Origin of the sequence: Corynebacterium tuberculostearicum, assembly GCF_013408445.1 — a bacterium.
Taxonomy (GTDB): Bacteria; Actinomycetota; Actinomycetes; order Mycobacteriales; family Mycobacteriaceae; genus Corynebacterium; species Corynebacterium tuberculostearicum.
On record NZ_JACBZL010000001.1, the window covers coordinates 1,185,272 to 1,205,974 of the forward strand.

The 20,703-nt window shown below is 61.4% G+C and carries 18 protein-coding genes; 2 read left to right on the top strand and 16 right to left on the bottom strand.

Features of this window, described 5'->3' with window-relative positions:
- The 10 genes from rsfS to BJ985_RS05645 form a co-directional block, all read right to left on the bottom strand.
- Entirely contained in the window at positions 1–444 is a 444-nt protein-coding gene (rsfS, locus tag BJ985_RS05600) for a ribosome silencing factor (RefSeq protein ID WP_179387589.1), read from the bottom strand.
- 146 nt (positions 445–590) lie between these two features.
- Positions 591–1,208 (bottom strand): nicotinate-nucleotide adenylyltransferase, encoded by a 618-nt coding sequence (gene nadD / locus BJ985_RS05605; RefSeq protein WP_179386870.1) that lies wholly within the window; start codon positions 1,206–1,208, stop codon positions 591–593.
- A 23-nt stretch (positions 1,209–1,231) separates the two neighbouring features.
- Positions 1,232–2,500 carry a glutamate-5-semialdehyde dehydrogenase gene (locus BJ985_RS05610; protein ID WP_179386871.1) on the bottom strand — a complete coding sequence of 423 codons (1,269 nt, stop codon included), beginning with the start codon at positions 2,498–2,500 and terminating at the stop codon, positions 1,232–1,234.
- A 97-nt stretch (positions 2,501–2,597) separates the two neighbouring features.
- Positions 2,598–3,503, bottom strand: coding sequence for a D-isomer specific 2-hydroxyacid dehydrogenase family protein (locus BJ985_RS05615; protein ID WP_179386872.1), 906 nt, complete (start codon positions 3,501–3,503; stop codon positions 2,598–2,600).
- Positions 3,503–4,432, bottom strand: coding sequence for a D-isomer specific 2-hydroxyacid dehydrogenase family protein (locus tag BJ985_RS05620; RefSeq protein ID WP_179386873.1), 930 nt, complete (start codon positions 4,430–4,432; stop codon positions 3,503–3,505). The genes BJ985_RS05615 and BJ985_RS05620 overlap by 1 nt, the downstream gene beginning before the upstream one ends.
- 33 nt (positions 4,433–4,465) lie before the next feature.
- Positions 4,466–5,698, bottom strand: coding sequence for a glutamate 5-kinase (proB, locus tag BJ985_RS05625; protein WP_179386874.1), 1,233 nt, complete (start codon positions 5,696–5,698; stop codon positions 4,466–4,468).
- A 59-nt stretch (positions 5,699–5,757) separates the two neighbouring features.
- Positions 5,758–7,290, bottom strand: a complete 1,533-nt coding sequence (obgE, locus tag BJ985_RS05630) for a GTPase ObgE (RefSeq protein WP_005324081.1) — start codon at positions 7,288–7,290, stop codon at positions 5,758–5,760.
- Between the two features lie 236 nt (positions 7,291–7,526).
- Positions 7,527–7,805 (bottom strand): 50S ribosomal protein L27, encoded by a 279-nt coding sequence (gene rpmA / locus BJ985_RS05635; protein WP_005324079.1) that lies wholly within the window; start codon positions 7,803–7,805, stop codon positions 7,527–7,529.
- Between the two features lie 42 nt (positions 7,806–7,847).
- Positions 7,848–8,153 (bottom strand): 50S ribosomal protein L21, encoded by a 306-nt coding sequence (gene rplU, locus BJ985_RS05640; RefSeq protein ID WP_005324077.1) that lies wholly within the window; start codon positions 8,151–8,153, stop codon positions 7,848–7,850.
- A gap of 226 nt (positions 8,154–8,379) precedes the next feature.
- Positions 8,380–12,264, bottom strand: coding sequence for a translation initiation factor IF-2 N-terminal domain-containing protein (locus tag BJ985_RS05645; protein WP_179386875.1), 3,885 nt, complete (start codon positions 12,262–12,264; stop codon positions 8,380–8,382).
- A 203-nt stretch (positions 12,265–12,467) separates the two neighbouring features.
- On the opposite strand from BJ985_RS05645, the gene BJ985_RS05650 reads away from it, so the two are divergent.
- Positions 12,468–13,235, top strand: coding sequence for a hypothetical protein (locus BJ985_RS05650; RefSeq protein ID WP_179386876.1), 768 nt, complete (start codon positions 12,468–12,470; stop codon positions 13,233–13,235).
- Here the strand turns inward: BJ985_RS05650 and arsB are convergent.
- Positions 13,232–14,296 (bottom strand): ACR3 family arsenite efflux transporter, encoded by a 1,065-nt coding sequence (arsB, locus tag BJ985_RS05655; protein WP_179386877.1) that lies wholly within the window; start codon positions 14,294–14,296, stop codon positions 13,232–13,234. The genes BJ985_RS05650 and arsB overlap by 4 nt on opposite strands.
- Positions 14,297–14,404: 108 nt before the next feature.
- Between arsB and BJ985_RS05660 the strand changes: the two genes are divergently transcribed.
- On the top strand, positions 14,405–14,755 hold the full coding sequence (locus tag BJ985_RS05660) for an ArsR/SmtB family transcription factor (protein ID WP_040425217.1): 351 nt from the start codon (positions 14,405–14,407) through the stop codon (positions 14,753–14,755).
- A gap of 269 nt (positions 14,756–15,024) precedes the next feature.
- Here BJ985_RS05660 and ndk read toward each other — a convergent pair whose 3' ends face one another.
- From ndk to BJ985_RS05685, 5 genes are all read right to left on the bottom strand, one after another.
- Positions 15,025–15,435, bottom strand: a complete 411-nt coding sequence (gene ndk, locus BJ985_RS05665; protein WP_005324068.1) for a nucleoside-diphosphate kinase — start codon at positions 15,433–15,435, stop codon at positions 15,025–15,027.
- A 79-nt stretch (positions 15,436–15,514) separates the two neighbouring features.
- Positions 15,515–15,826 (bottom strand): hypothetical protein, encoded by a 312-nt coding sequence (locus BJ985_RS05670; RefSeq protein ID WP_179386878.1) that lies wholly within the window; start codon positions 15,824–15,826, stop codon positions 15,515–15,517.
- A 47-nt stretch (positions 15,827–15,873) separates the two neighbouring features.
- Entirely contained in the window at positions 15,874–16,386 is a 513-nt protein-coding gene (locus BJ985_RS05675) for a DUF4233 domain-containing protein (protein WP_179386879.1), read from the bottom strand.
- Positions 16,383–17,918: a bifunctional tetrahydrofolate synthase/dihydrofolate synthase gene (gene folC, locus BJ985_RS05680; protein WP_179386880.1), complete on the bottom strand. Its 1,536-nt coding sequence runs from the start codon at positions 17,916–17,918 to the stop codon at positions 16,383–16,385. The genes BJ985_RS05675 and folC overlap by 4 nt, the downstream gene beginning before the upstream one ends.
- On the bottom strand, positions 17,918–20,638 hold the full coding sequence (locus tag BJ985_RS05685; RefSeq protein WP_179386881.1) for a valine--tRNA ligase: 2,721 nt from the start codon (positions 20,636–20,638) through the stop codon (positions 17,918–17,920). The genes folC and BJ985_RS05685 overlap by 1 nt, the downstream gene beginning before the upstream one ends.
- Positions 20,639–20,703: the final 65 nt, after the last annotated feature.

Here is a 20,703-nt window from a genome sequence, read left to right on the forward strand (position 1 = left end):
TTAAAGCTCCTCGTCCTCACCAGGGACCTTATCGGCCAGTGGGAGCTCATCGATGGAATCGACTTCGCGCGGGTTAACGCCATTGGTCCATTCGCCCGGGCGCTCTGGGGCCTCGATGCCCTCGATCTCCAGTGCCGGGCAATCGTGGTACAGGCGGTCTAGGCCGTAGAACTCGCGCTGGTCATTGCGCTGAACGTGGACGACGATATTGCCATAATCCAGCAGCACCCAACGGTTCTCGCGGTTGCCTTCGCGGCGCTGCGGCTCGAAGCCTTGCTTGGTCATTTCGTCTTCGACTTCATCCACGATGGAGCCCACCTGGCGCTCGTTGTCTGCAGAAGCGAGCACGAAGACCTCGGTAATAGCGAGGACATCGGAGACATCAATGGCCGCGATATTGGTGGCCAGCTTTTCTTGCGCGGCGTGGGCCGCGGTTTCTGCCATGCGGCGGGCGAGATCAGAAGTAGACAATGTGTAAAAATTCCCTTTTCGCGTCTGAGTATATTCGGTATGAACTATCTCTATTGAGAGTCTATTCTTGCACGTTTAGCAGGCCCGTGCCCAAAATCTTGGGAAGGCCGCGGAAGTTTCTACAAAGGCTTATCTGGGTTGGGCCCGTAGAGATTATTCTTGGTGATGTACTGCACCACCCCATCCGGAACGAGGTACCACACGGGCTGGCCTTGAGCGGCGCGTTCGCGGCAAGCGGTAGAAGAGATAGCCATCGCGGGAATGTCAATAAGATCGATATCCTCCTGCGCATCGGAGGGCAGCATATCGGCGCTTAGCTCATAGCCGGGGCGGGTAACGCCCACAAAGTGCGCCATCTCCAGCATCTCTTCCCAGTTATGCCAGCTCATGATGGATGCCAGCGAATCGGCACCGGTAATGAAATAAAACTCCGCCTCCGGGAAGAGTTCGCGTAGGTCGCGCAGCGTATCGATGGTATAGGTAGGCCCCTCGCGGTCAATGTCTACGCGCGAGACGGTAAAGCGCGGGTTGGATGCGGTGGCCACCATCGTCATCAAGTAGCGGTGCTCGGCCGCGGTGACGTCGCGGTGGGACTTTTGCCACGGCTGGCCGGTGGGAACAAAGACGACGGTATCGAGGGCAAACCGGTGTGCAGCCTCGCTGGCCGCTACCAAGTGGCCATTGTGGATGGGATCAAAAGTGCCACCCATGATGCCGATGCGCTGTGGGCTAGTCATGGGTGGTGATTATAGTCGCACTACTAGGGGCGGGTCTGACCGGTACCCTGCAGGATCCACTTGGTAGAGGTCAGCTCCGGAAGTGCCATCGGGCCGCGGGCATGCAGCTTCTGGGTGGAAATGCCGATTTCCGCACCCATGCCGTAGACCTCGCCATCGGTAAAGGCGGTAGAGGCGTTGAGCATGACTGCGGCGGCATCCACCTCGTTGCCGAACTTCACTAGGACATCGGCGTCCTGCGCGGCGATGGCCTCGGTGTGGCCAGTGGTGAATTCGGCGATGTGGGCAATGGCACCGTCGACACCGTCGACCACCTTGGCGCAGATATCCATGGACAGCGACTCCTCGCGCCAGTCCTCTTCGGTGGCCTGCACGGCATCCTTGACGCCGAAGGCCTCGAGCCCAGCGACGTCGCCGTGGATGGTCACGCCCGCCTCCTGCAGCGCGGTGATGATGCGGAGCTTGGCGGAGTCGTCCAAGGCGGCGTCGATAAGCACGCACTCCGTGGAGTTGCATACGGAGGTGCGGCGGGTCTTGCCGTTGATGACCATGTCGATAGCCTTGTCCAGGTCCGCAGAGGCGTCCACGTAGAAGTGGCAGTTGCCGGTGCCGGTCTCGATGGCCGGGACGGTGGCGCCGGTGACCACGGCTTCAATAAGCTTGGCGCCACCACGCGGAATGACCAGGTCCACCAGGCCACGAGCGGTGATGAGGTCTTGGACGGAATCGTGGGTCTCGCACGGCAGGAGCTGCACGGCCTCGCGCGGTAGATCGAACTCGGCGAGGGTATCCTGCAGGATTTCTACCAGCTTAGCATTGGAGTTGCGGGCAGACTTGGAACCGCGCAGCAGCGGCACGTTGCCGGACTTGATGGCCAGGCCGAAGGCGTCCACGGTGACGTTCGGGCGTGCTTCATAGACCATGCCCATCACACCGAGCGGGACGCGCACCTGCTTCATCTGGATGCCGTTGTCCATGGTGCGGCCCTGCAGGATCTCTCCTACCGGGTCCTGGAGGCCGGCTACCTGGCGCAGGCCCCCGGCAATGCCTTCGACGCGCTCGGCGTCGAGGGAGAGGCGGTCAATGAGGGACTCGGACATGCCGCGCTCGCGGCCGGCGTCGATATCCTGCTTATTGGCGGCGAGAATATCTTCGGTGTGGGCGATAAGGTTTTCGGCTGCGCGCTGCAAGATCTCATTCTTGCGCGGCGTGGACAGCTGCGCCACGACGGGCGCGACTTCCTTGGCAGCACGGGCTTTGGACAGAACTTCTTCGCGTTCAGTGTTGCTCATGCCATACCAGCCTAACGAAAGGCCACGCGCATTTCAGCGACCTCAGCCGCGGTGGGGTTGAGCTGGCCATCGTCAGCGCGGCTACCGGGGCTATCCATCAGTAGCCGGCCTCGATATCTACTTCCGTGGGGATTGCTTCACCCGCGGCAAACCGCTCCATGACCTTTGCTGCATGCGCACCGATGCGGCGCTGCACCGAATACGGCGGATTGGCCAGATGCGGGGTGATGACTACGTTGGGCATCTCCCACAGCGGGTGCCCGTCGGGCAGCGGCTCGGGGTCGGTGACATCCAGGCCAGCGCCGGCGATCTGGCCGGCGCGCAGGGCCTCGACCAGCGCATCGGTATCCACTAGCGGGCCGCGCCCAACGTTAATGACCACGGCGTGATTGGGCATGGCGCGGAAAGCGGCGGCGTCGAAAAGCTGGTGGGTCTGGTCCGTGAGCGGTGCCAGCGCCACGAAATAATCGGCGGTCGGCCACACGCGCTCGATATCGGAGGTGGCATAGGTTTCATCGGCGCCTTCAACCGGGTTACCGGAACGATTGACCGCTATGATGCGCGGACCAAAGCCTTCTAGCATGCGAATGAGCCGCTTGCCGATGCCCCCGGCACCCACCACCGCCACCGTCTTATCCTCAAAGAGGAAGCTGGTGTGCGCCTCCACCTCATCGCGGTTATCCCAGCTCGTCCCCACGCGCTTATGCGCATGCAATTGGGCGAGCAGGAGCGCAATGGTGGACTCGGCCACGGTGGCATCATACAGTCCTGCCGCGTTGGACCAGCGGGCGGAGGTATTTCGCATGACGTCGAGCAGGTGGTCCACCCCGGCAAAGGGAACCTGCACCAAGCCGACGCTTGGCGGGAGGGGCTGCGGGAAATCATCGGGACCGCCGTTGAAGACGAGCACCTCGGCTTCCTCCAGCGAGACACGCTCGTGGCCGGCAGCATCGAGGGCCTGCAGGGTTTCCTCCCACGGGGTGGGCAGCATCGCGTACTTCATTAGTAGCCAGCCTCCGCATCGACGCGGGTGGGCATGGCCTCTCCCCTCTCCCACGCTGCGGCATTGGCGTTGAAGATAGTGCCCAGGTGGTACTGCGCCACGTGCGCGGAGGCGGCCATGTGCGGCGTCATAGTGCAATTGGGAAGGTCATACAGCGGATGGCCATCAGGCAGCGGCTCGGGATCCATAACCTCCAAGCCGGCGCCGGCGATGTCGCCATCGCGCAGGGCCGCTACGAGATCCTCGGTGACGACAGTGCTGCCGCGGCCGACGTTGATAAAGATGGCGGAGGGTTTCATGGCGCGGAAGGTGGCGGCATTGATAAGCCCCTCGGTGTCCTTGGTGGCCGGCAGGATGCAGAAAATGAAATCCGCCTCGCCCCACACGCTTTCGGCCTGGTCCATGGGCACGACCTCATCGGCGCCTTCCACCGCGCGGCCGGAGCGATTGACCGCAGTAATGTGCACGCCAAAGGGCTGCAGGAGCTTAATGAGCTGCTTGCCGATGCCCCCAGCGCCAAAGATCGCTACCCTCTTCGGCCCTTGCTGGTCATAGAGCCAGGCCTGGGACTCGTCCAGCTCCTTGGCCACCGACCACGACGCGGCTTGGGCGAAGGCCTTGTGGTGGTGCGCCTGGGAAAGGGCCAAACCGAGTGCGGACTCGGCCACTGGCTGGGCAAAGGCGCCGGCGGAGTTGCACCATGGCACGCCGTCTGGGGTAATGACGCCTGCATCGATGAGCTGATTGACGCCGGTATAACAATGCTGCACCCAGCCGATATTCGCCGGCATCTCCGGGATGCGGCGCGGATTGGGCGCATTATTGATATAGACCTCGGCGTCTTCAATGCTGCTTACGCGTTGGTGCCCGGCAGCCTCGATGTCTTCTACCATCGGCTGCCAGGTTTCCGGTCCCATGAAATACTTCATGCCCCAACCATACGGGGAATCTCGGCTCCGGGTTTAGATGCGGGAGGCGAAGTTGGAGAGGTAGTCCGCGTGGACGACGGAACGGCGCTGATCCTCGGGCAGGTCTTCCATCTTCTTGCCCTTGATGGCGTGGAGCTCCTCGGAGTCAAAGCGGACTTCGCCGCGGCCGATGACCTCACCATTCGGGCCCAGGATGTCGATGATTTCTCCCTTATTGAACTCGCCCTGCACGTCAGTAATGCCGACGGCGAGCAGCGAGGTGCCGCCTTTGGTGACGGCCTCCTTGGCGCCCTCGTCGAGACGGACGGCTCCGCCGGTATCGGCGCAGTAGAGCGCCCAGAACTTCCAGGCGGATAGCTGGCGTTCCTCGCGGGTGTGGAAGACGGTGCCCACGGAGGCGTCGGCAAGCGCGGGGCCAATATTATCCGTAGAGGTCAGCAGCACTGGAATGCCACCGCGGGTAGCCAGGCGGGCCGCGGAGACCTTAGTAGCCATGCCGCCGGTGCCGACCTTTCCGACATCACCAGCCACAACGCCCTTCAGGTCCTTGCCGGTGCGCACCTCATCGATGAACTTGGCATCCGGCTCGGCCGGGTTCTTATCGTAGAGGCCATCCACGTCAGAAAAGAGGAAGAGCGCGTCCGCACCCACCAGGTTGGCTACCAGCGCGGAAAGGCGATCGTTATCGCCAAAGTGCATCTCGGACGTTGCCACCGCATCGTTCTCGTTCACGATAGGGATGGTGCGCAACTGGCGCAGGCGGTCGATGGTGCGCTGCGCATTGCGGGCACGGTCGCGGTGGCCGGTATCGGACGCGGTGAGGAGGACCTGGCCGATGGTGCGCTTATAGCGCGCAAAGGACTGGCCCCACACAGAGGCCAAGTGCACCTGGCCGACGGACGCGGAGGCCTGCTTGGTAGCCAAATCGGTGGGCCGCTGGTGCAGGCCGAGCGGGCCCATACCTGCGGCAACCGCACCGGAAGAGACAATGATGACATCGGAGCGGCCCATGCGCGCATGGACGGCATCAACGATGTGATCGATCTTTTCCTGGGAAACGCGGAAATTTTCATCCGTGAGGGAAGAGGAACCAATCTTGACCACCACGCGCTTTGCCTGCGCGATGTCGTGGCGGAGATCCGATTCAAAACCGGACGCCACCGGATTTTCATCGAGCGGCTCCGGGAAAGGGGTATCAGCGGTAGGTCCGTCAAAAGGCTCTACCGGAAGCGGAAGGATGGGTTCTTTCTGTTCATCAGAAGACATGCCAACCGAGTTTACAAAGCCCACCCTCCAGCACACCCCAAGAATAGGGGATCTGGAAACTAGCCCTGCCACCTATCTCGGTTTGCGCCCTCGCGGGTGACCTCTTCATCATTGCCATAATCGTACTCATCAATAAGGCCACGGCGCGCCTGGGAGGCGCGCTTGCGCTCCGCGGCGGAGACACGGCCCGTGCCCTTCAGGCGGGCATCCTCGCCACGGCTTGCCATCGTCGGATCACCGCCAGTCATCGGCTCCCACTCGAAGGTAATGCCGCCGATAGTCACCGGGCAGCCTTCCACAGCACCCTGCTCGCGCAGCTCATCCTCCACGCCGGCCTTGGCCAGGCGGTCCGCCAAGAAGCCCACTGCCTCATCATTTTCAAAGTCAGTCTGGGTAATCCAGCGATCAATCTTCTTGCCCTCAACAATGAAGCCACCCTCGACCTCAGGATCAGGCTTCACGGTGAAATCAGCAAACGCGCCGGTATGTTTCTTATGGCCCTGCGCCTTGGGATGGATAACGGTGTGGTTCTTATCCTTCTTTGGCAACGGCTGGGCCTTGCGGTGCTCGGTCACCATATCCATGAGCCGGAACTTCAGCGGGTCCAGACCCTTGCGAGCGACTGCCGAAATAATAAAGACAGGCCAGCCAAACTTCTCTTCCAGATCATCCTTGACAAATTCCGCCAGCTCTTCGGCCTCAGGCACATCTGCCTTATTCAAAATGATGACGCGGGGGCGCTCACGCAGATCCCCCAAACCAGTATCTTCCTGCAAAGCCTCCTGGTACTTTGCCAACTCATTTTCCATCGCCTCAATATCAGAGACCGGATCACGGCCGGGCTCAATGGTGGCGGTATCCACCACATGGGCAAGCACCGCTGTGCGTTCAATATGGCGCAAAAAGTCTAGACCGAGCCCCTTGCCATCGGCCGCGCCTGGGATAAGCCCCGGCACGTCTGCGATAGTAAAGGAGCTATCTCCCATATCCACCACGCCAAGGTTCGGCTGCAGCGTAGTAAAGGGATAATCACCGATCTTGGGTTTCGCGGCCGACAGCACCGAAATCAAGGATGACTTACCTGCCGATGGAAAGCCCACCAGCCCTACATCCGCCATAGATTTCAGCTCAAGGATCAGATCATGTGCTTGACCCGGCTCACCCTGTAGAGCGAAACCCGGTGCCTTGCGGTTCTTTGAGGCCAAGGCGGCATTGCCCAGACCGCCAAACCCGCCTTCTGCAGCCACAAACCGCGTTCCCGGAACAGTAAGGTCCGCCAAGGTTTCGCCCTTTTCGGTGCGAACCACCGTTCCAGCCGGGACCTCCAAAATCAGGTCTTCACCGCGACCACCATTGCGCATATCGCCGGCGCCATTGCCGCCGCGTTGCGCCTTAATATGCGGGCGGTAGTGGAAATCCATAAGCGTATGGATTTGTTCAGAAACCTCGAGGATGATGTCGCCACCGTGGCCACCATTGCCGCCATCTGGGCCGCCCAAAGGCTTAAACTTCTCGCGGTGGACAGACACACAGCCGTGTCCACCGTCGCCTGCTTGCAGGTGCAGGACAACGCGGTCAATAAAACGTGCCATGGTCAAACCCTCCGTTAGTTAAATCTTTGTCCCCGCCAGTGTAATGCGTGTCTTGGGCTGGACTCCAACCGCAGCTGACAGAGACGGCCTACCTCGTGGGCCATCCCATCGGTTGTGTCCGCCAGCGTGGTGTATCTATTACCCGAGTGGAGCCTCGTTTCGGTATCCACAAAACCAGAAAATCCTCGAGCCACCCTCACTGGGGCAGACTCGAGGATTAACCTCAGCGGCCTTAGTTAGGCAGTTGCCTCTGCAGCAACCTCTTCAGCCGGAACGATGTTGACCATACGGCGGCCACGCTTGATACCGAACTCAACGGAGCCAGCTGCAAGCGCGAACAGGGTATCGTCGCCGCCGCGACCTACGTTCTCACCTGGGTGGAACTTGGTACCGCGCTGACGCACGATGATCTCGCCGGCATTAACCTGCTGACCACCGAAGCGCTTGACACCGAGACGCTTGGACTCGGAATCGCGACCGTTGCTGGAGCTGGAAGCACCCTTCTTGTGTGCCATGTGGTTTTCCCTCCTTTAGGGATAATTACAGCCGGTTAAGGCTTACTTGATACCGGTGATCTTCAAGGTGGTCACAGGCTGACGGTGGCCCTGACGCTTCTTGTAACCAGTCTTGTTCTTGTACTTCAGGATATCGACCTTCGGGCCCTTACCCTGCTCAACGATTTCTGCGGAGACAGAAACCTTCTCCAAGTCGGAAGCCTTGGACTTAACATCGGCGCCATCGACGAGCAGAACCGGGGTGAGAGCTACGGCAGAGCCTGGCTCACCCTCGATCTTCTCGACCTTGACGAGGTCACCTTCAGCAACCTTGTACTGCTTGCCGCCGGTCTTGACGATCGCGTACATAGAGGGTTACCCCTTATCTAAACTCGCTCGGAAGCAACCGGGGAGGCCGCGTTCCGAATGGACACTTACACATTGCGTTTAGTTCCCGCGCGAACATGCCCGCACAGCTCACAAAGTGAGTGTCGGACTGATCCAGCGCCGTGAGTACTAAACAGCGACTGTCAAAGACTACCCCGTAGCGGGCACAAAATACAAACCACGCTTTTTGTGCCCGCGTGGCGTAGCCCTAAGACTTGCTTCGCCGTGCTACGCGGCGTCGGCCACGCCCAGACTTAGCGCGCGCATTTTCCTGGGGTGCACCGCTTCCTGCAGCCCGGTTCTGAGCGGCGTTATCCTGCACCTTTGGGGCCTTGGCGCTTGCCGACGTCCCCTTCTTGCGCACCGCCCTCTTCTTTCCGCGGCGCAGCACCTTGGTATCGCCCGTGGCCGCCCGCTGGCCAGCACCGGAACGATCCGACGAGCCATCCTGCTGCGTCGAACGGCCCGGGGCGGTCTTCGCTACCTTCGGATTCTCTGCTACCGCCTTTTTAGGAGCGGCCTGGCGCACGGCACGGCGACGCCCACGGCCCTTACCACCGGCGCGACCCGCGCGTGCGGCGCCAGCGGCCTTTTCATGGCGCTGCTCGGCGGATCCGCCCGCCTGCTTGTGTCCGTGCTCCTGTGCCTTTTCCTTGACCTCGTGCGGCACGCGCGAGGTGCTCCGGCGCTTGGCCGGCTGGGTGCGCACTGAGCGACGGCGGCCACGCCCGCGAGCCTTGCGCTCTTCGCGCGAGGTCTTCTCTCCGTGCTGGGCTTCAGTCCCGCTAGCGTTACCGTCGGCGTCGGCAGAGTCCTGCTCACCGGCGACCGCGAAATCCTGCGGCTGCGGGCGCCTATCGGAGCGCGAATTGCCGCGGGTGCGGCGCTTGCGGCGCGGGGAAGCCTCAAACTCGGCTACTGCCTCGTCATAGGTCTTTCCAGTTGCTTTCTCCGGAGCTATTTTCTCCGGAGCGGCTTCCTTTTCCAGTGCCTTCTGCTCGCCGCCTGCAGCCGTGTGCGTGGCCTTAGACCGGCGCGTCGCCCGGCGCGGCTTCTTGCCACGCTTGGAGCGGGCCGCTGCACCAGGGTGTGCCTGAGCAACGGCACCCGAGTCCGCGTCCGTATCCGCATCGGGGACATAGGAATTAAATTCCTGCACCTCGTCGCTCTCGGCCGCATTATCCGCCGCGGCATACGCGATGGCCTCGATATCGGAAACCTCAGTCTGAGTGCGCTTGCGCGCGCGGCGGCGACCGCGTCCACGTCCGCGCTCCTTGCTGCGGTCGTGGTCTCCGCTGTGCTCTTCCGATTCGGCCTGCGACTCAGCCGGACCGCGCTCGTCTACAACGACGTTTGCTACGAGGTCTTCCAACGACGTCTTGGCAGATTCCCGTGCGGCGTCCTCGCTCTCGGTACCGTAAACCGGCGCCTGGGTCTTTTTGAAGCGCTTGGGCTTGGAGGAGTTTTCGGGGGCGTCGTCAAGCTCGTGCTTATGCATCGCCACCGCAGTCGGGTGCTGCTGCGGATCGTGGTGCTGCTTCTTGTGTGCCTTGGACTTGCGGCCAGAATGCTTGGAGCGCTGATCGTCCTCGGCCTCGTCCACCGGATACTGGTGAATGATGATGCCACGGCCGTTGCAGCACTCGCACTCGGTGGAGAAGGTCTCCACCAGGCCGGTGCCCAAGCGCTTGCGGGTCATCTGCACCAAGCCCAGCGAGGTGACCTCGGAGACCTGGTGGCGGGTGCGATCGCGGCCCAAGGCTTCCTTCAGGCGGCGCAGCACCAGATCCTGGTTTTCTGGCAGGACCATGTCGATAAAGTCCACGACGATCATGCCGCCAAGATCGCGCAGGCGCATCTGGCGCACGATTTCTTCGGCCGCCTCGAGGTTATTGCGGGTAACGGTTTCTTCCAGATTGCCGCCGGAACCGGTGAACTTGCCGGTATTAACATCAATGACGGTCATGGCCTCGGTGCGGTCAATAACCAGCGTGCCGCCCGAGGGCAGCCATACCTTGCGCGAGAGCGCCTTATGCAGCTGCTCATCAATGCGGTATGCCTCGAAGGCATCCTGCCCGCCGTGGTCCTTGGCGCGGTAGCGCACTACACGGTCCGCAAGGTCGGGCGCCATGGAATCCACATAGGCGCGGACGGTATTGAAGGAACGCTTGCCATCGACGATGAGCTCGGTGAAGTCCTCGTTGAAGAGATCGCGCACCACCTTGATGAGCATATTTGGCTCTTCATACATGGTCACCGGCTTGGCACCCTTGGAGGACTTTTCCTTCTTGGCGTGTGCCACGATGTCCTCCCACCGGCTGTGCAGGCGGTTGACGTCGGTAGCAATTGCCTCTTCTGGGACGTTTTCGGCGGCGGTACGGATAATCGCACCACCATCGCCTGGAACCACGCGGCCGAGGATATCCTTTAAGCGCTTGCGCTCCGGGGCGGGCAGCTTGCGGGAAATGCCGGCGCTGCGCCCGCCTGGTACGTAGACCAGGTAGCGGCCAGCGAGGGAAATCTGGGTGGTAAGTCGCGCGCCCTTGTGACCGATGGGATCCTTAGCCACCTGCACCAGCACCTGGTCACCAGACTTCAGGGCGTTTTCTACCTTGCGGGCGCGCCCGTGCAGCTTGGTCTTGCGCCAGTCGATTTCACCGGCGTAGAGCACACCGTTTCGGCCCTGTCCGATGTCCACGAAGGCCGCCTCCATGGACGGCAGCACGTTTTGGACGCGGCCCAAGTAGATATTGCCAATGAGCGAGGCCTGGGACTCGGTGGTCACGAAGTGCTCGACCAACAAGTCATCTTCTAACACGCCCACCTGGGTGATGATGCCGGCGCCGTCCTCGCGCTCCTTATCGCGCACCACCATGGTGCGCTCCACGGCTTCGCGGCGGGCAAGGAACTCCGCTTGGGAGACGATGTGCTGGCGGGTGCGGCCCTTTTCGCGCAGCTCAGCACGACGGCGCTTTTGAGCCTCGATGCGCGTGGAGCCACGGATGGCCTTCGGCTCTTCAATGTGCTCGGGCTCGTCTGCCTGCTCTTCACGCTTCGAACCCGCGCCGCGTCCGCGGGATGCGCCGCGGCGCCCACGGCGGCGGCTTTCAGACTTTCCGGAACCGCGGTCGGAGCCGGAGCCGGAGTGCTCGCGGCTATCTTCGGCGGAATCGGCAGCGCCCTCATCGTCGTCGCGTGCGGAGTCGTCTGCAGAGAAGTCCTCCTCCGCTGCATTTACAGCCGGTGCGAATGCCCCTGCCTCGTCCTGTTGCGGGGCCATGAAGATAGGCGCAAAGTCATAGTGTCCAGAGTCTTCCTCGGATTCCGCGCGCGGGACGATGTGCGGGGCGTAGTAGTCATCCTCGAAGTCCTCGCCGGCCTCGGCCAGCGCCTCGTGCAACTTCGCCGCATCAACCGTTCCGGTATCGAGCGCGCTAGCCGGTGCTTCGCCCGCCTCATCCGTGGGTTCTGCCGCTTCGGATACTTCCGCTTCAGCGTCCTCTGGCTCCTCGGCGGCTGCGCCAGTTTCGGCTGCGGCCTGGGCCAGCGATGCCTCTACCTTGTCTTCGATCTGGGAGATCTCATTGTCCACGTTCTTGCGCACGCGGTGGCGCAGGTGCTCTTCGTCTTCCGCGGACTGCTCGCCTTCCCCTGACTCGACGGCATCTGCCGGCTCTTCGGGTGCCACGGCGGCGGACTTACGGGTGGCCTTGCGGGCGCGCTTGGCGCGCTTTTTCGGCGGCTTCTTTTCCCGTTCCTCGTCCGAGTGTTCTTCCGGTTGCGCAGCGGCCTCACCCTTGGCCTCTTCAGCCGGTGCTTGGGTGGAAGTTTCGGGGGCGTCGGCAACCGCGGCGGCGTTCGCCACAGCGTCCAGCACCTGGCCTGCTTCCTCGCGGGAAAGGGAGCTCTGCGCGCTCTTTTTCAGGCCCATGTCTTTGAGCTGTGCCACCAGCTCGCGCGAGGAAAGCCCCAGCTGCTTGGCTAGGGAATACACGCGGGTCTTGTCCTTGAGCTGGCTGCGGTCCAGGTTCTGGGCCAAAGACGCCGCCGCCTTGAGGCTTTCAGTTGTTTCTTGAGAGTTCTGTGCCACCATGTTCGGGCTTACTCCTGTACATCGTCTGTATTTGGCGCCGCCTCGGGCGCAGGCACGGACGAAGACCGTACCGCCGCCGCACGAGGCATAGTGCGCGCTATAAAAGTTTGTGGGATATGAAGTTATGCCGCGTCTCGTACGCGCTATCCCCCATTGTGTCACAGAACCGCGGGCAAGCTGGCAGGCGGTGTTATGTTGGCGGGGTGGCAGAACTAGCACGAATCCCCGCGCGCGAACTCGCGCAGTACCGACAGCGCAATGAAGTCCCGGTGCGCTCCGCACTTTACTTTGGCGTACCGGCCGGCTTTGCCATTGGCTTCGCCAACACAGGCGTGGACTATATGTTGATGGGAGCCGGTGTTTTTGCCGTCTTTGCGGTGCTGGGGTTGGTGCACCTCATCCGCAATTACCCGCGCGGCATCAACGCTGCGCAAGAGGAATTCCGTGATGGTGACTATCCCACGATTGCCTATATCGCACCGTTTATCCCGATCGCTGCGCCATTGGTCATGGCGCCACTGAGCGCAGCCGGCCTGCTCCCAGAGGTAGAGCTGGCCCCGCCCGTTGCCGGGATGCTGTCCGGCGCGTGGTGGGCCTTTGGCTTGCCGTTGGGCATCTGGAGCATGTTTTCCCAGTCCTTCCGGATCGGCCGGCGCCGCATTAACAAGATCCTGGAAAAAGACCCGCTCGACGGGGTTACGGAGGCTCGCTTGGAGCTTGCCGACGCCCACTCGGACATCCTCACCGCCCTCGTCGCCGCCGGCGCGGTGCAGGGAAACACGATTAATTCCACTGCCCTCTCGAAGTTCATGAAGGTAGACCTCGACCCTCTATCCGAACAGCTCGATGCTTTAGCAAAGGCGGACCTGGTGAAGCTGAGCCGCATGGGACTGCGCACCGCGCCCGCAAAGTGGACCATCACCATCACGCCGACTGGGGTTCGCTGTCTGTATCAAGTGGGCCGGCGCTAACTTGGCAAGCTTTTGTCTCCTGGGAAGAGCTTCGGGCCTATCCAGAGCATTATATAAACGAGGCCCACGAGCACTGGGATTTCAATCAGTGGCCCGATGGTGCCGGCGAGGGCCTGTGCTGACGCGGCGCCAAATGTACCGATGGAAACCGCGATGGCTAGTTCGAAGTTGTTACCAGCTGCGGTAAACGCAACGGAAGCGGATTGCGCGTAGTTCATTCCCACGACCTTTGCCACGCCCAAAGCTAGGAAAAACATTCCAACAAAGTAGATGACCAACGGAATCGCTACCTTGATCACCGCCGTGGGCTGCGCTACCAACTGTTCTCCCTGCAGGGAGAATAGCAACACAATGGTATAGAGCAAGCCGATCATCGCCAAGGGAGAAACTGCCGGAAGGAAGCGGTTTTCAAACCATTCGCGGCCTTTGACTTTCTCACCCCAGACCCGTGAGAGCACACCAAGCAGTAGGGGGACTCCCAAAAATACGAGAACCGCGGTGACGATAGACCAGAAAGAGAAATCAGCAGAGGTGGTATCTAGCCCTAACCACCCTGGCAAAATCTGCAAATAGAACCATCCCAGCACACCGAACATGGCTACCTGGAATATAGAGTTAATGGCCACAAGAACGGCGGTGGCCTCCCGATCGGCGCAGGAGAGATCGGACCACACTAGGACCATTGCGATACAACGGGCTAGCCCAACGATAATCAAGCCGGTTCGCAGCTCGGGCTGGTCGGCCAGAAATATCCACGCCAGGGTGAACATCAATGCAGGGCCCACCAGCCAGTTCAGCACGATAGATATCACCATCAGGCGGCCATCGGCAGCAATGTCTCGAGTCTTTTCGTAGCGAACTTTAGCCAAGGGCGGATACATCATAACTAGCAGGCCCAGCGCGATTGGAAGAGAAATACCGCCAACCTCTAGAGCAGACAGTGCTTCTCCAATGCCTGGCAGGAAGTGGCCTATCAATAGCCCCACAGCCATGGCCATGATGATCCACACAGGAAGGAATCTATCGAGAAATGACAACTTTGGGCGTTGCGTAACGGCCATGGCTCTCCTTGTGCACCGAGGAATTCAACTTTCGAACAGTACTTTAATCGCCCATATTGATACTCGTCAATATAACGGAATGGGAGGCAGACTCCTTATACTGTGGGCATGGACTCCTCCCCTAGCAATGCCGATAGCACCCCGGATGCACAGTGCTGTTCCCTGAGCAGTGGCCCACTCAGCCAAGGCGATTCCCTCCGCTTTTCCCAGCAATTTAAAGTACTTGCTGACCCAGCCCGCCTGCGCCTGCTATCCATATTGTGCGACGAGGGCTGCGGCCCGATGAGCGTTACGGAGCTGACCGCGCTTTCCGGCCTGAGCCAACCGACGGTATCTCATCACCTCGGCAAGTTGAGGGAATCCGGTCTCTTAATCAAGCAACAATCGGGCCGTACCGTTACCCATCGAGTGCAAAAGGAAGCCTTCCGCACACTGCGCCAGTTACTCTCCTTCGATTAGGAGAACTCCAGTCCTAGTCTGAGAGGTGAATGACCTCGCGTGCATTATCCTCAGCAATTATCTGCCGCGTTAAGCACCTTCAGCCCCGAAACAAAACCCCTGCTCCAGTTCTGCTTCTCTACGTATTTGCGGCTTTGCCGTTTCAATACTTATTCAGGGTAGGGCCGGATACTCGGTATGCGGCTCTCCGCCTGGGCTTATGGATCAAGCAATAAATAAAGCCCGAGCCTACAGGCTCGGGCTGAATGATGCGCTAAGTGCGCAAAAGTTTAGAGGTTCGGGAACCAGATAGCGATCTCGCGCTCAGCGGACTCTGGGGAGTCAGAGCCGTGGACGATGTTCTCGCCAACGGTCAGAGCGAAGTCGCCGCGGATGGTGCCCGGGGTGGCCTTGGAGACTGGGTCGGTGCCGCCAGCCAGCTGACGCCATGCCTCGATGGCGCGCTCGCCCTCAACAACACCAGCGATAAGCGGTGCGGAGGTGATGAACTCGACGAGGTCGCCGAAGAATGGCTTGTCCTTGTGCTCCTCGTAGTGCTTCTCCGCGGTCTCGCGGTCAGCAACGCGCAGGTCGAGCTCGGCCAGCTTCAGGCCCTTGCGCTCGATGCGGGAGATGATTTCGCCTACGTGGCCGTTCTTTACGCCGTCCGGCTTGATGAGAATCAGTGTACGTTCAGTCATGCCCCACACTGTACCGAAACCGCACGCATGCGTCGCGCGCTGGGGTATCCCGTTGGGGTAAAAGTGTGGGGGTCTAGGGCTATGCGAGTTGTTTAACTATCTCTTCGGCGCGTTCTTGGGAGGTGCCCCGAAACCACAGGCGTACCTGGCCTACTGCGGCGCCAAACTGGCCATTGGCCAGCAGGCGTTGCAGCTCCGCGCGCTGTTCCTTGTCCAAATCCTCGAAGGTGGCTTCTTTGGCCGGCTCAAAGTTGCTCCGCAGGGCCAAAACCAGAAAAACGCCACCAATGATGAGGGCGACTAGCGGTAGCCATGGCGTTCCCGTAGCGGCGCGGGCTGCCACCGCAGCGACGCAGGCGAGTGCGGCAAGGACGAGATAGAGAGTGCGCATGGGCGCTAGTCTATCGCGTCTGCCCCACCCGCCGGAGGTATCGAGCCTTATTTCTCGTTGAGGTGCTGCGTGGTGAGGTAACCGCGCTTCATGCGGGCGATGAGGTTGCTGCGCAGGTAGACGGCCAGCAGCCACTCCAAGCCAAAGATTATGAAGATGGCGGCCACGGCCCAGTGGACCATAAAGCCCACAATGACGCACAACAGCTGCGCCCATACGATGACAGACAGCGCCCACTTCTTATTCATGAACGCGATCATCACGAGGTGGAATACCACTGCGGCGATGACAAAGCCGTAGTTAAAGGGGGTCCACAAGGTACCGTCATAGAGCTTGTAGAGCATCGGCAGTGCGAAGGATAGGGCGAGCGCCTCCATAGTCAGGGAGCTGGCAATGACCATCCCGTTGAAGCTTTTGAGTGGGTCCTTGACTGGGGCTTGGCCCATGCCAAGCGGGCCGATCTCGCTTTCCGGGATCTGTTCTTCGCGGCCACGGCCGCGGGTGCGGCGGGGCGGGCGAGGCTGGTGCTCGCCGCGCGGGTGGTGATTGTCGCGGCTCATGCAGGTTCCTTTCCAAACATCGCGCGGGCATCACCAGCGGTGACGACCGAGCCGGTGATGATGATGCCGGAGCCGGACTGGACCTCGGCGTCCTCGGCAAGCTCCACGGCCTGGGCATAGGCGCCCGGCAAGTTATCGGCTACGTACACTCGCTCCTCGCCAAAGATATCGCGGGCGGTCTCTGCCAAGTCGTAGGCATCGAGGGCGCGCGGCGAGGAGTTTTGGGTGATGACGACCTCGGTGAGGTAAGGCTCTAGTGCGGTGAGGATGCCGGTGGCGTCCTTATCCGCGAAAATGGAGAGCACACCGATGAGGCGGGCGAAGTCGAAATCGCGGTCCAGCGCCGCGCCTAGCGCCTTGGCGCCATGTGGATTATGGGCGGCGTCAATAAACGTCGTGGGCGACGTGCGCACGCGCTCCAGGCGGCCGGGCGAAATCGCTTGGGCAAAACCATTGCGCACGGTCGCGACGTCCAGCGGGTGGCCGGCCGAGGCGCCGAAGAACGCCTCCACCGCAGCAAGGGCGACGGCCGCATTCTTGGCTTGGTGCTCGCCGTGCAGGGGCAAGAAAATATCCTCGTACATGCCGCCAAGGCCCTGGATAGTAATCTGCTGGCCACCGACGGCGATGCGAGACTCGAGGGCGGCAAACTCAGAACCGGAGCGGGCGACGCCCGCCTCCACGTCCACGGCCTGCTGCAGGATAACCCGCATTGCCTCAGGGTCCTGTTCCGCGACAACCACAATGTTTTCATTGGGAGTCAGCGGATCATCGGCATCCTCGCGCGGCTTGATGATGCCGGCCTTTTCACCAGCAATCTCTGCGAGGGTATCGCCCAAGTAATCCGTGTGGTCCCAGCCCACCGGGGTAATGACGGAGACGTCCGCATTGACCACGTTGGTGGCATCCCACCGGCCGCCGAGGCCGACTTCGACGACGGCGACGTCCACGGGGGCGTCGGCAAACGCGGCATAGGACAAGCCGACGAGGACCTCGAACTTGGACATGGGGACGTCCGACTGGGCATCGACCATCTCCACAAAGGGCTTGATCTCGTGCCAGATGCGCACATAATCGCGCGGGTGGATGGGCTGGCCATCGATGCCGATGCGCTCCGTGACGCGCTGCAGGTGCGGGCTGGTGACAAGGCCGACGCGGCGGTGGAAGGCACGCAGGAGCGAATCCACCATGCGCGCGGTGGAGGACTTGCCGTTCGTGCCGGCAATGTGGATGACATCGAAGGAACGCTCGGGGTGGCCAAGCAGATCCATGAGCATCTCGATGCGATCGAGGGAAGGCTCAATCTTGGTTTCCGGCCAGCGCTCATCGAGCTCTTCTTCTACCTCCGCGAGGGCGCGCAGCTCTTCGGCCGACACCTCTTGCGGTGCGGCCTCGTTGTACTCATCCTCGCTACCCATGCCCAAGTTGAGCGTCAGGCCGGACTCGGTGATTTCCACCGGTCCACCGTCGGTGCCTTCTTTGAGGGCATCGACGATTTCGAAGTCCTCAGTCTCCTTGTCCTTGTCCGCCACTACTTCAGGCCCTCCAAACGGCTGGTGATGCGCTCGACCTCTTCGCGGGCAACCTGCTGGCGCTCCTTGATCTTATTGACCACTTCTTCCGGCGCCTTGGACAAGAAGTTCTCGTTGCCCAGCTTCTTGCCGGTCTGCTCCAGTTCCTTATTCGCCTTGGCCAGATCCTTCTCCAGGCGCTTGCGCTCGGCTTCTACATCCACCGCGCCGTGGGTATCCAGGGTGACCTCCACGGTGGCCTGGGAAAGGCGCACCTCGATGGAGGCGGAAGGATCGAAATCCTCGCCCGGGGCGGTGGTATTGGCCAGATTGCGCACCAGTTCCTCTTGGCCGGCGAGATCCGCTGCGGCGAAATCGAGGCGGCCCGGCACCTTCTGAGAAGGCTTTACGCCCTGGTCGGAGCGGAAGCGGCGCAGCTCGGTGATGAGCTTATCGGCGTCCTCGATGCGGCGGGCGGCCACCTCATCCTTGGTAGCGCCACCATTGGTATCGGCAACGGTTGGCCATGGTGCCACGACGATGGACTCGCCGCCGGTCAGCGCCTTCCACAGCACCTCGGTGACGAATGGCATGGTCGGATGCAGTAGGCGCAGGACGACGTCGAGCACGCGGCCCAAGACAATCTGGGTATTGCGGCCCTGTTCGCTTACACCATCGCGCGGGATCTGGGTCTTGGCAATCTCCAAGTACCAGTCACACAGCTCGTCCCAGGTGAAGTGGTAGAGCAGCTCGTTGGCCTTAGCAAACTGGTAGTCATCCAGGTAGGCATCCACCTTGGCGCGGACTTCTTCGGCGCGGTCAAGGATCCACCGGTCGGCGTCGCTAAGCTCCACGCGGTTCGGCAGCGTGGCCACTCCAGCGCCGTTCATGAGCGCGAACTTGGTGGCATTAAAGAGTTTGGTGGCAAAGTTGCGGGCGGCCGCGGCGGCGTCGGAGCCAAGCGGCAGGTCCACGCCGGGGTTAGCGCCGCGGGCAAGGGTAAAGCGCAGGGCATCCGCACCGTAATCGCGCACCCAATCCATCGGGTCAATGCCGTTGCCCAAGGACTTGGACATCTTGCGGCCCTGCTCATCGCGGACCAGGCCGTGCAGGTACAGATCCTTGAACGGAACCTGCGGGCGGCCATCGGTGCCCTCGCCCAAAAGCTCCGGGGTGTGGGTGCCGGCAAAGGTACCGAACATCATCATGCGGGCCACCCAGAAGAACAAGATGTCGTAGGCGGTGACCAGCACGTTGGTGGGATAGAACTTCTCCAGATCCGGGGTCTTTTCTGGCCAGCCCAGGGTGGAAAATGGCCACAGCGCGGAGGAGAACCAGGTATCCAGCACGTCCGGATCCTGCTCGTATCCTGCCGGTGGCTCCTCATCAGGGCCAACACAGACGATGTCTCGCTGGCCGTCCTCGCCTTCTGGCCCGTACCAGATAGGAATGCGGTGGCCCCACCACAGCTGGCGGGAGATGCACCAATCGTGCATGTCATCGACCCACTCGAAGTAGCGCGGCTCGAGCGACTGCGGGTGCAGGGTGGTATCGCCCTCGCGCACGGCGTCGCCAGAGGCCTTGGCCATCTTGGCCACGTCCACGAACCACTGCAGGGACAGGCGCGGCTCGATGGGCTCGCCGGAGCGCTCCGAGTGGCCCACGGAGTGGACGTACGGGCGGATTTCCTTGACAATGCGGCCCTGCTCGCGCAGTGCCTCGCGGATCTCCACGCGGGCTTCCTCGCGGGTCAGGCCGTCGAAGCGGGTACCGGTATTGGCAATGTGGCCGGTGGTATCGATAACGGTGGGCATCTCCAGGTTGTGGCGGGTGCCCATCGCGTAGTCATTCGGATCGTGGGCCGGGGTGATCTTCACCGCGCCGGTACCGAATTCCATGTCCACGTAATCATCGGCGATGATCTTGAGCTTCAGGTCATCGCGGAACGGGTGCGGTAGCTCCTTGCCCACCAAATCGGCGTAGCGCTCGTCGTCTGGGTGGACGGCAATGGCAACGTCACCCAGCATGGTTTCCACACGGGTGGTGGCCACGATGAGGTGCGGTTCATCGTCATTGAGCGAGCCATAGCGGATGGAGACCAGCTCGCCCTCGACGTCCTTGTACACGACCTCAATATCGGAGACGGCGGTCTCTAGCACCGGCGACCAGTTCACCAGGCGGTTGGCCTGGTAGATCATGCCCTCATCGTAGAGGTTCTTAAAGATGGTCTGGACGGCGCGGGAGAGGCCATCATCCAAGGTGAAGCGCTCGCGGGACCAGTCCACGGAGTCACCGATGGCCCGCATCTGGTTCTGGATGGTGCCGCCGTACTGCTCCTTCCATTCCCAGACCTTGTCAATGAATTCTTCGCGCTCATAGTCCCAGCGCTTTTTGCCCTCGGTCTCCTTGAGCTTGGCCTCGACCTTGGTCTGGGTGGCAATGCCGGCGTGATCGGCACCGGGCAGCCACAGGGTGGCGTAGCCCTGCATGCGCTTGCGGCGGATAATGGAATCAATCAGCGTGTGGTCTAGGGCGTGGCCCATGTGCAGCTGGCCGGTCACATTCGGCGGCGGCAGCACGATGGAATAAGGCTCAGCCTCCGAATTCGCATCCGGCGTGAAGTAACCCTTTTCTACCCAGCCCTCATAGAGGTCCTTCTCTACGGCCTGCGGCTCCCACGACTTAGGCAGCGCATCGGCGCGGTTGGTACCAACTAATTGCTCATTATTTTGCTCAGTCACCTGGCCGATTCTACCTTGCACGTCAACCGGCTCAGCCAGGCAGGGTGCGCACCGAGTATGAGGTG

Bases quoted from the DNA above. Each gene is read 5' to 3' on its own strand.
- BJ985_RS05675 (WP_179386879.1), bottom strand. From the start codon at position 16,386: ATGAGCCGCGACAATCACCACCCGCGCGGCGAGCACCAGCCTCGCCCG.
- proB (WP_179386874.1), bottom strand. From the start codon at position 5,698: ATGTCTTCTGATGAACAGAAAGAACCCATCCTTCCGCTTCCGGTAGAG.
- BJ985_RS05645 (WP_179386875.1), bottom strand. From the start codon at position 12,264: ATGGTGGCACAGAACTCTCAAGAAACAACTGAAAGCCTCAAGGCGGCG.
- BJ985_RS05620 (WP_179386873.1), bottom strand. From the start codon at position 4,432: ATGAAGTATTTCATGGGACCGGAAACCTGGCAGCCGATGGTAGAAGAC.
- ndk (WP_005324068.1), bottom strand. From the start codon at position 15,435: ATGACTGAACGTACACTGATTCTCATCAAGCCGGACGGCGTAAAGAAC.
- BJ985_RS05660 (WP_040425217.1), top strand. From the start codon at position 14,405: ATGGACTCCTCCCCTAGCAATGCCGATAGCACCCCGGATGCACAGTGC.
- BJ985_RS05615 (WP_179386872.1), bottom strand. From the start codon at position 3,503: ATGAAGTACGCGATGCTGCCCACCCCGTGGGAGGAAACCCTGCAGGCC.
- BJ985_RS05610 (WP_179386871.1), bottom strand. From the start codon at position 2,500: ATGAGCAACACTGAACGCGAAGAAGTTCTGTCCAAAGCCCGTGCTGCC.
- obgE (WP_005324081.1), bottom strand. From the start codon at position 7,290: ATGGCACGTTTTATTGACCGCGTTGTCCTGCACCTGCAAGCAGGCGAC.
- BJ985_RS05670 (WP_179386878.1), bottom strand. From the start codon at position 15,826: ATGCGCACTCTCTATCTCGTCCTTGCCGCACTCGCCTGCGTCGCTGCG.
- rplU (WP_005324077.1), bottom strand. From the start codon at position 8,153: ATGTACGCGATCGTCAAGACCGGCGGCAAGCAGTACAAGGTTGCTGAA.
- arsB (WP_179386877.1), bottom strand. From the start codon at position 14,296: ATGGCCGTTACGCAACGCCCAAAGTTGTCATTTCTCGATAGATTCCTT.
- rsfS (WP_179387589.1), bottom strand. From the start codon at position 444: ATGGCAGAAACCGCGGCCCACGCCGCGCAAGAAAAGCTGGCCACCAAT.
- rpmA (WP_005324079.1), bottom strand. From the start codon at position 7,805: ATGGCACACAAGAAGGGTGCTTCCAGCTCCAGCAACGGTCGCGATTCC.
- nadD (WP_179386870.1), bottom strand. From the start codon at position 1,208: ATGACTAGCCCACAGCGCATCGGCATCATGGGTGGCACTTTTGATCCC.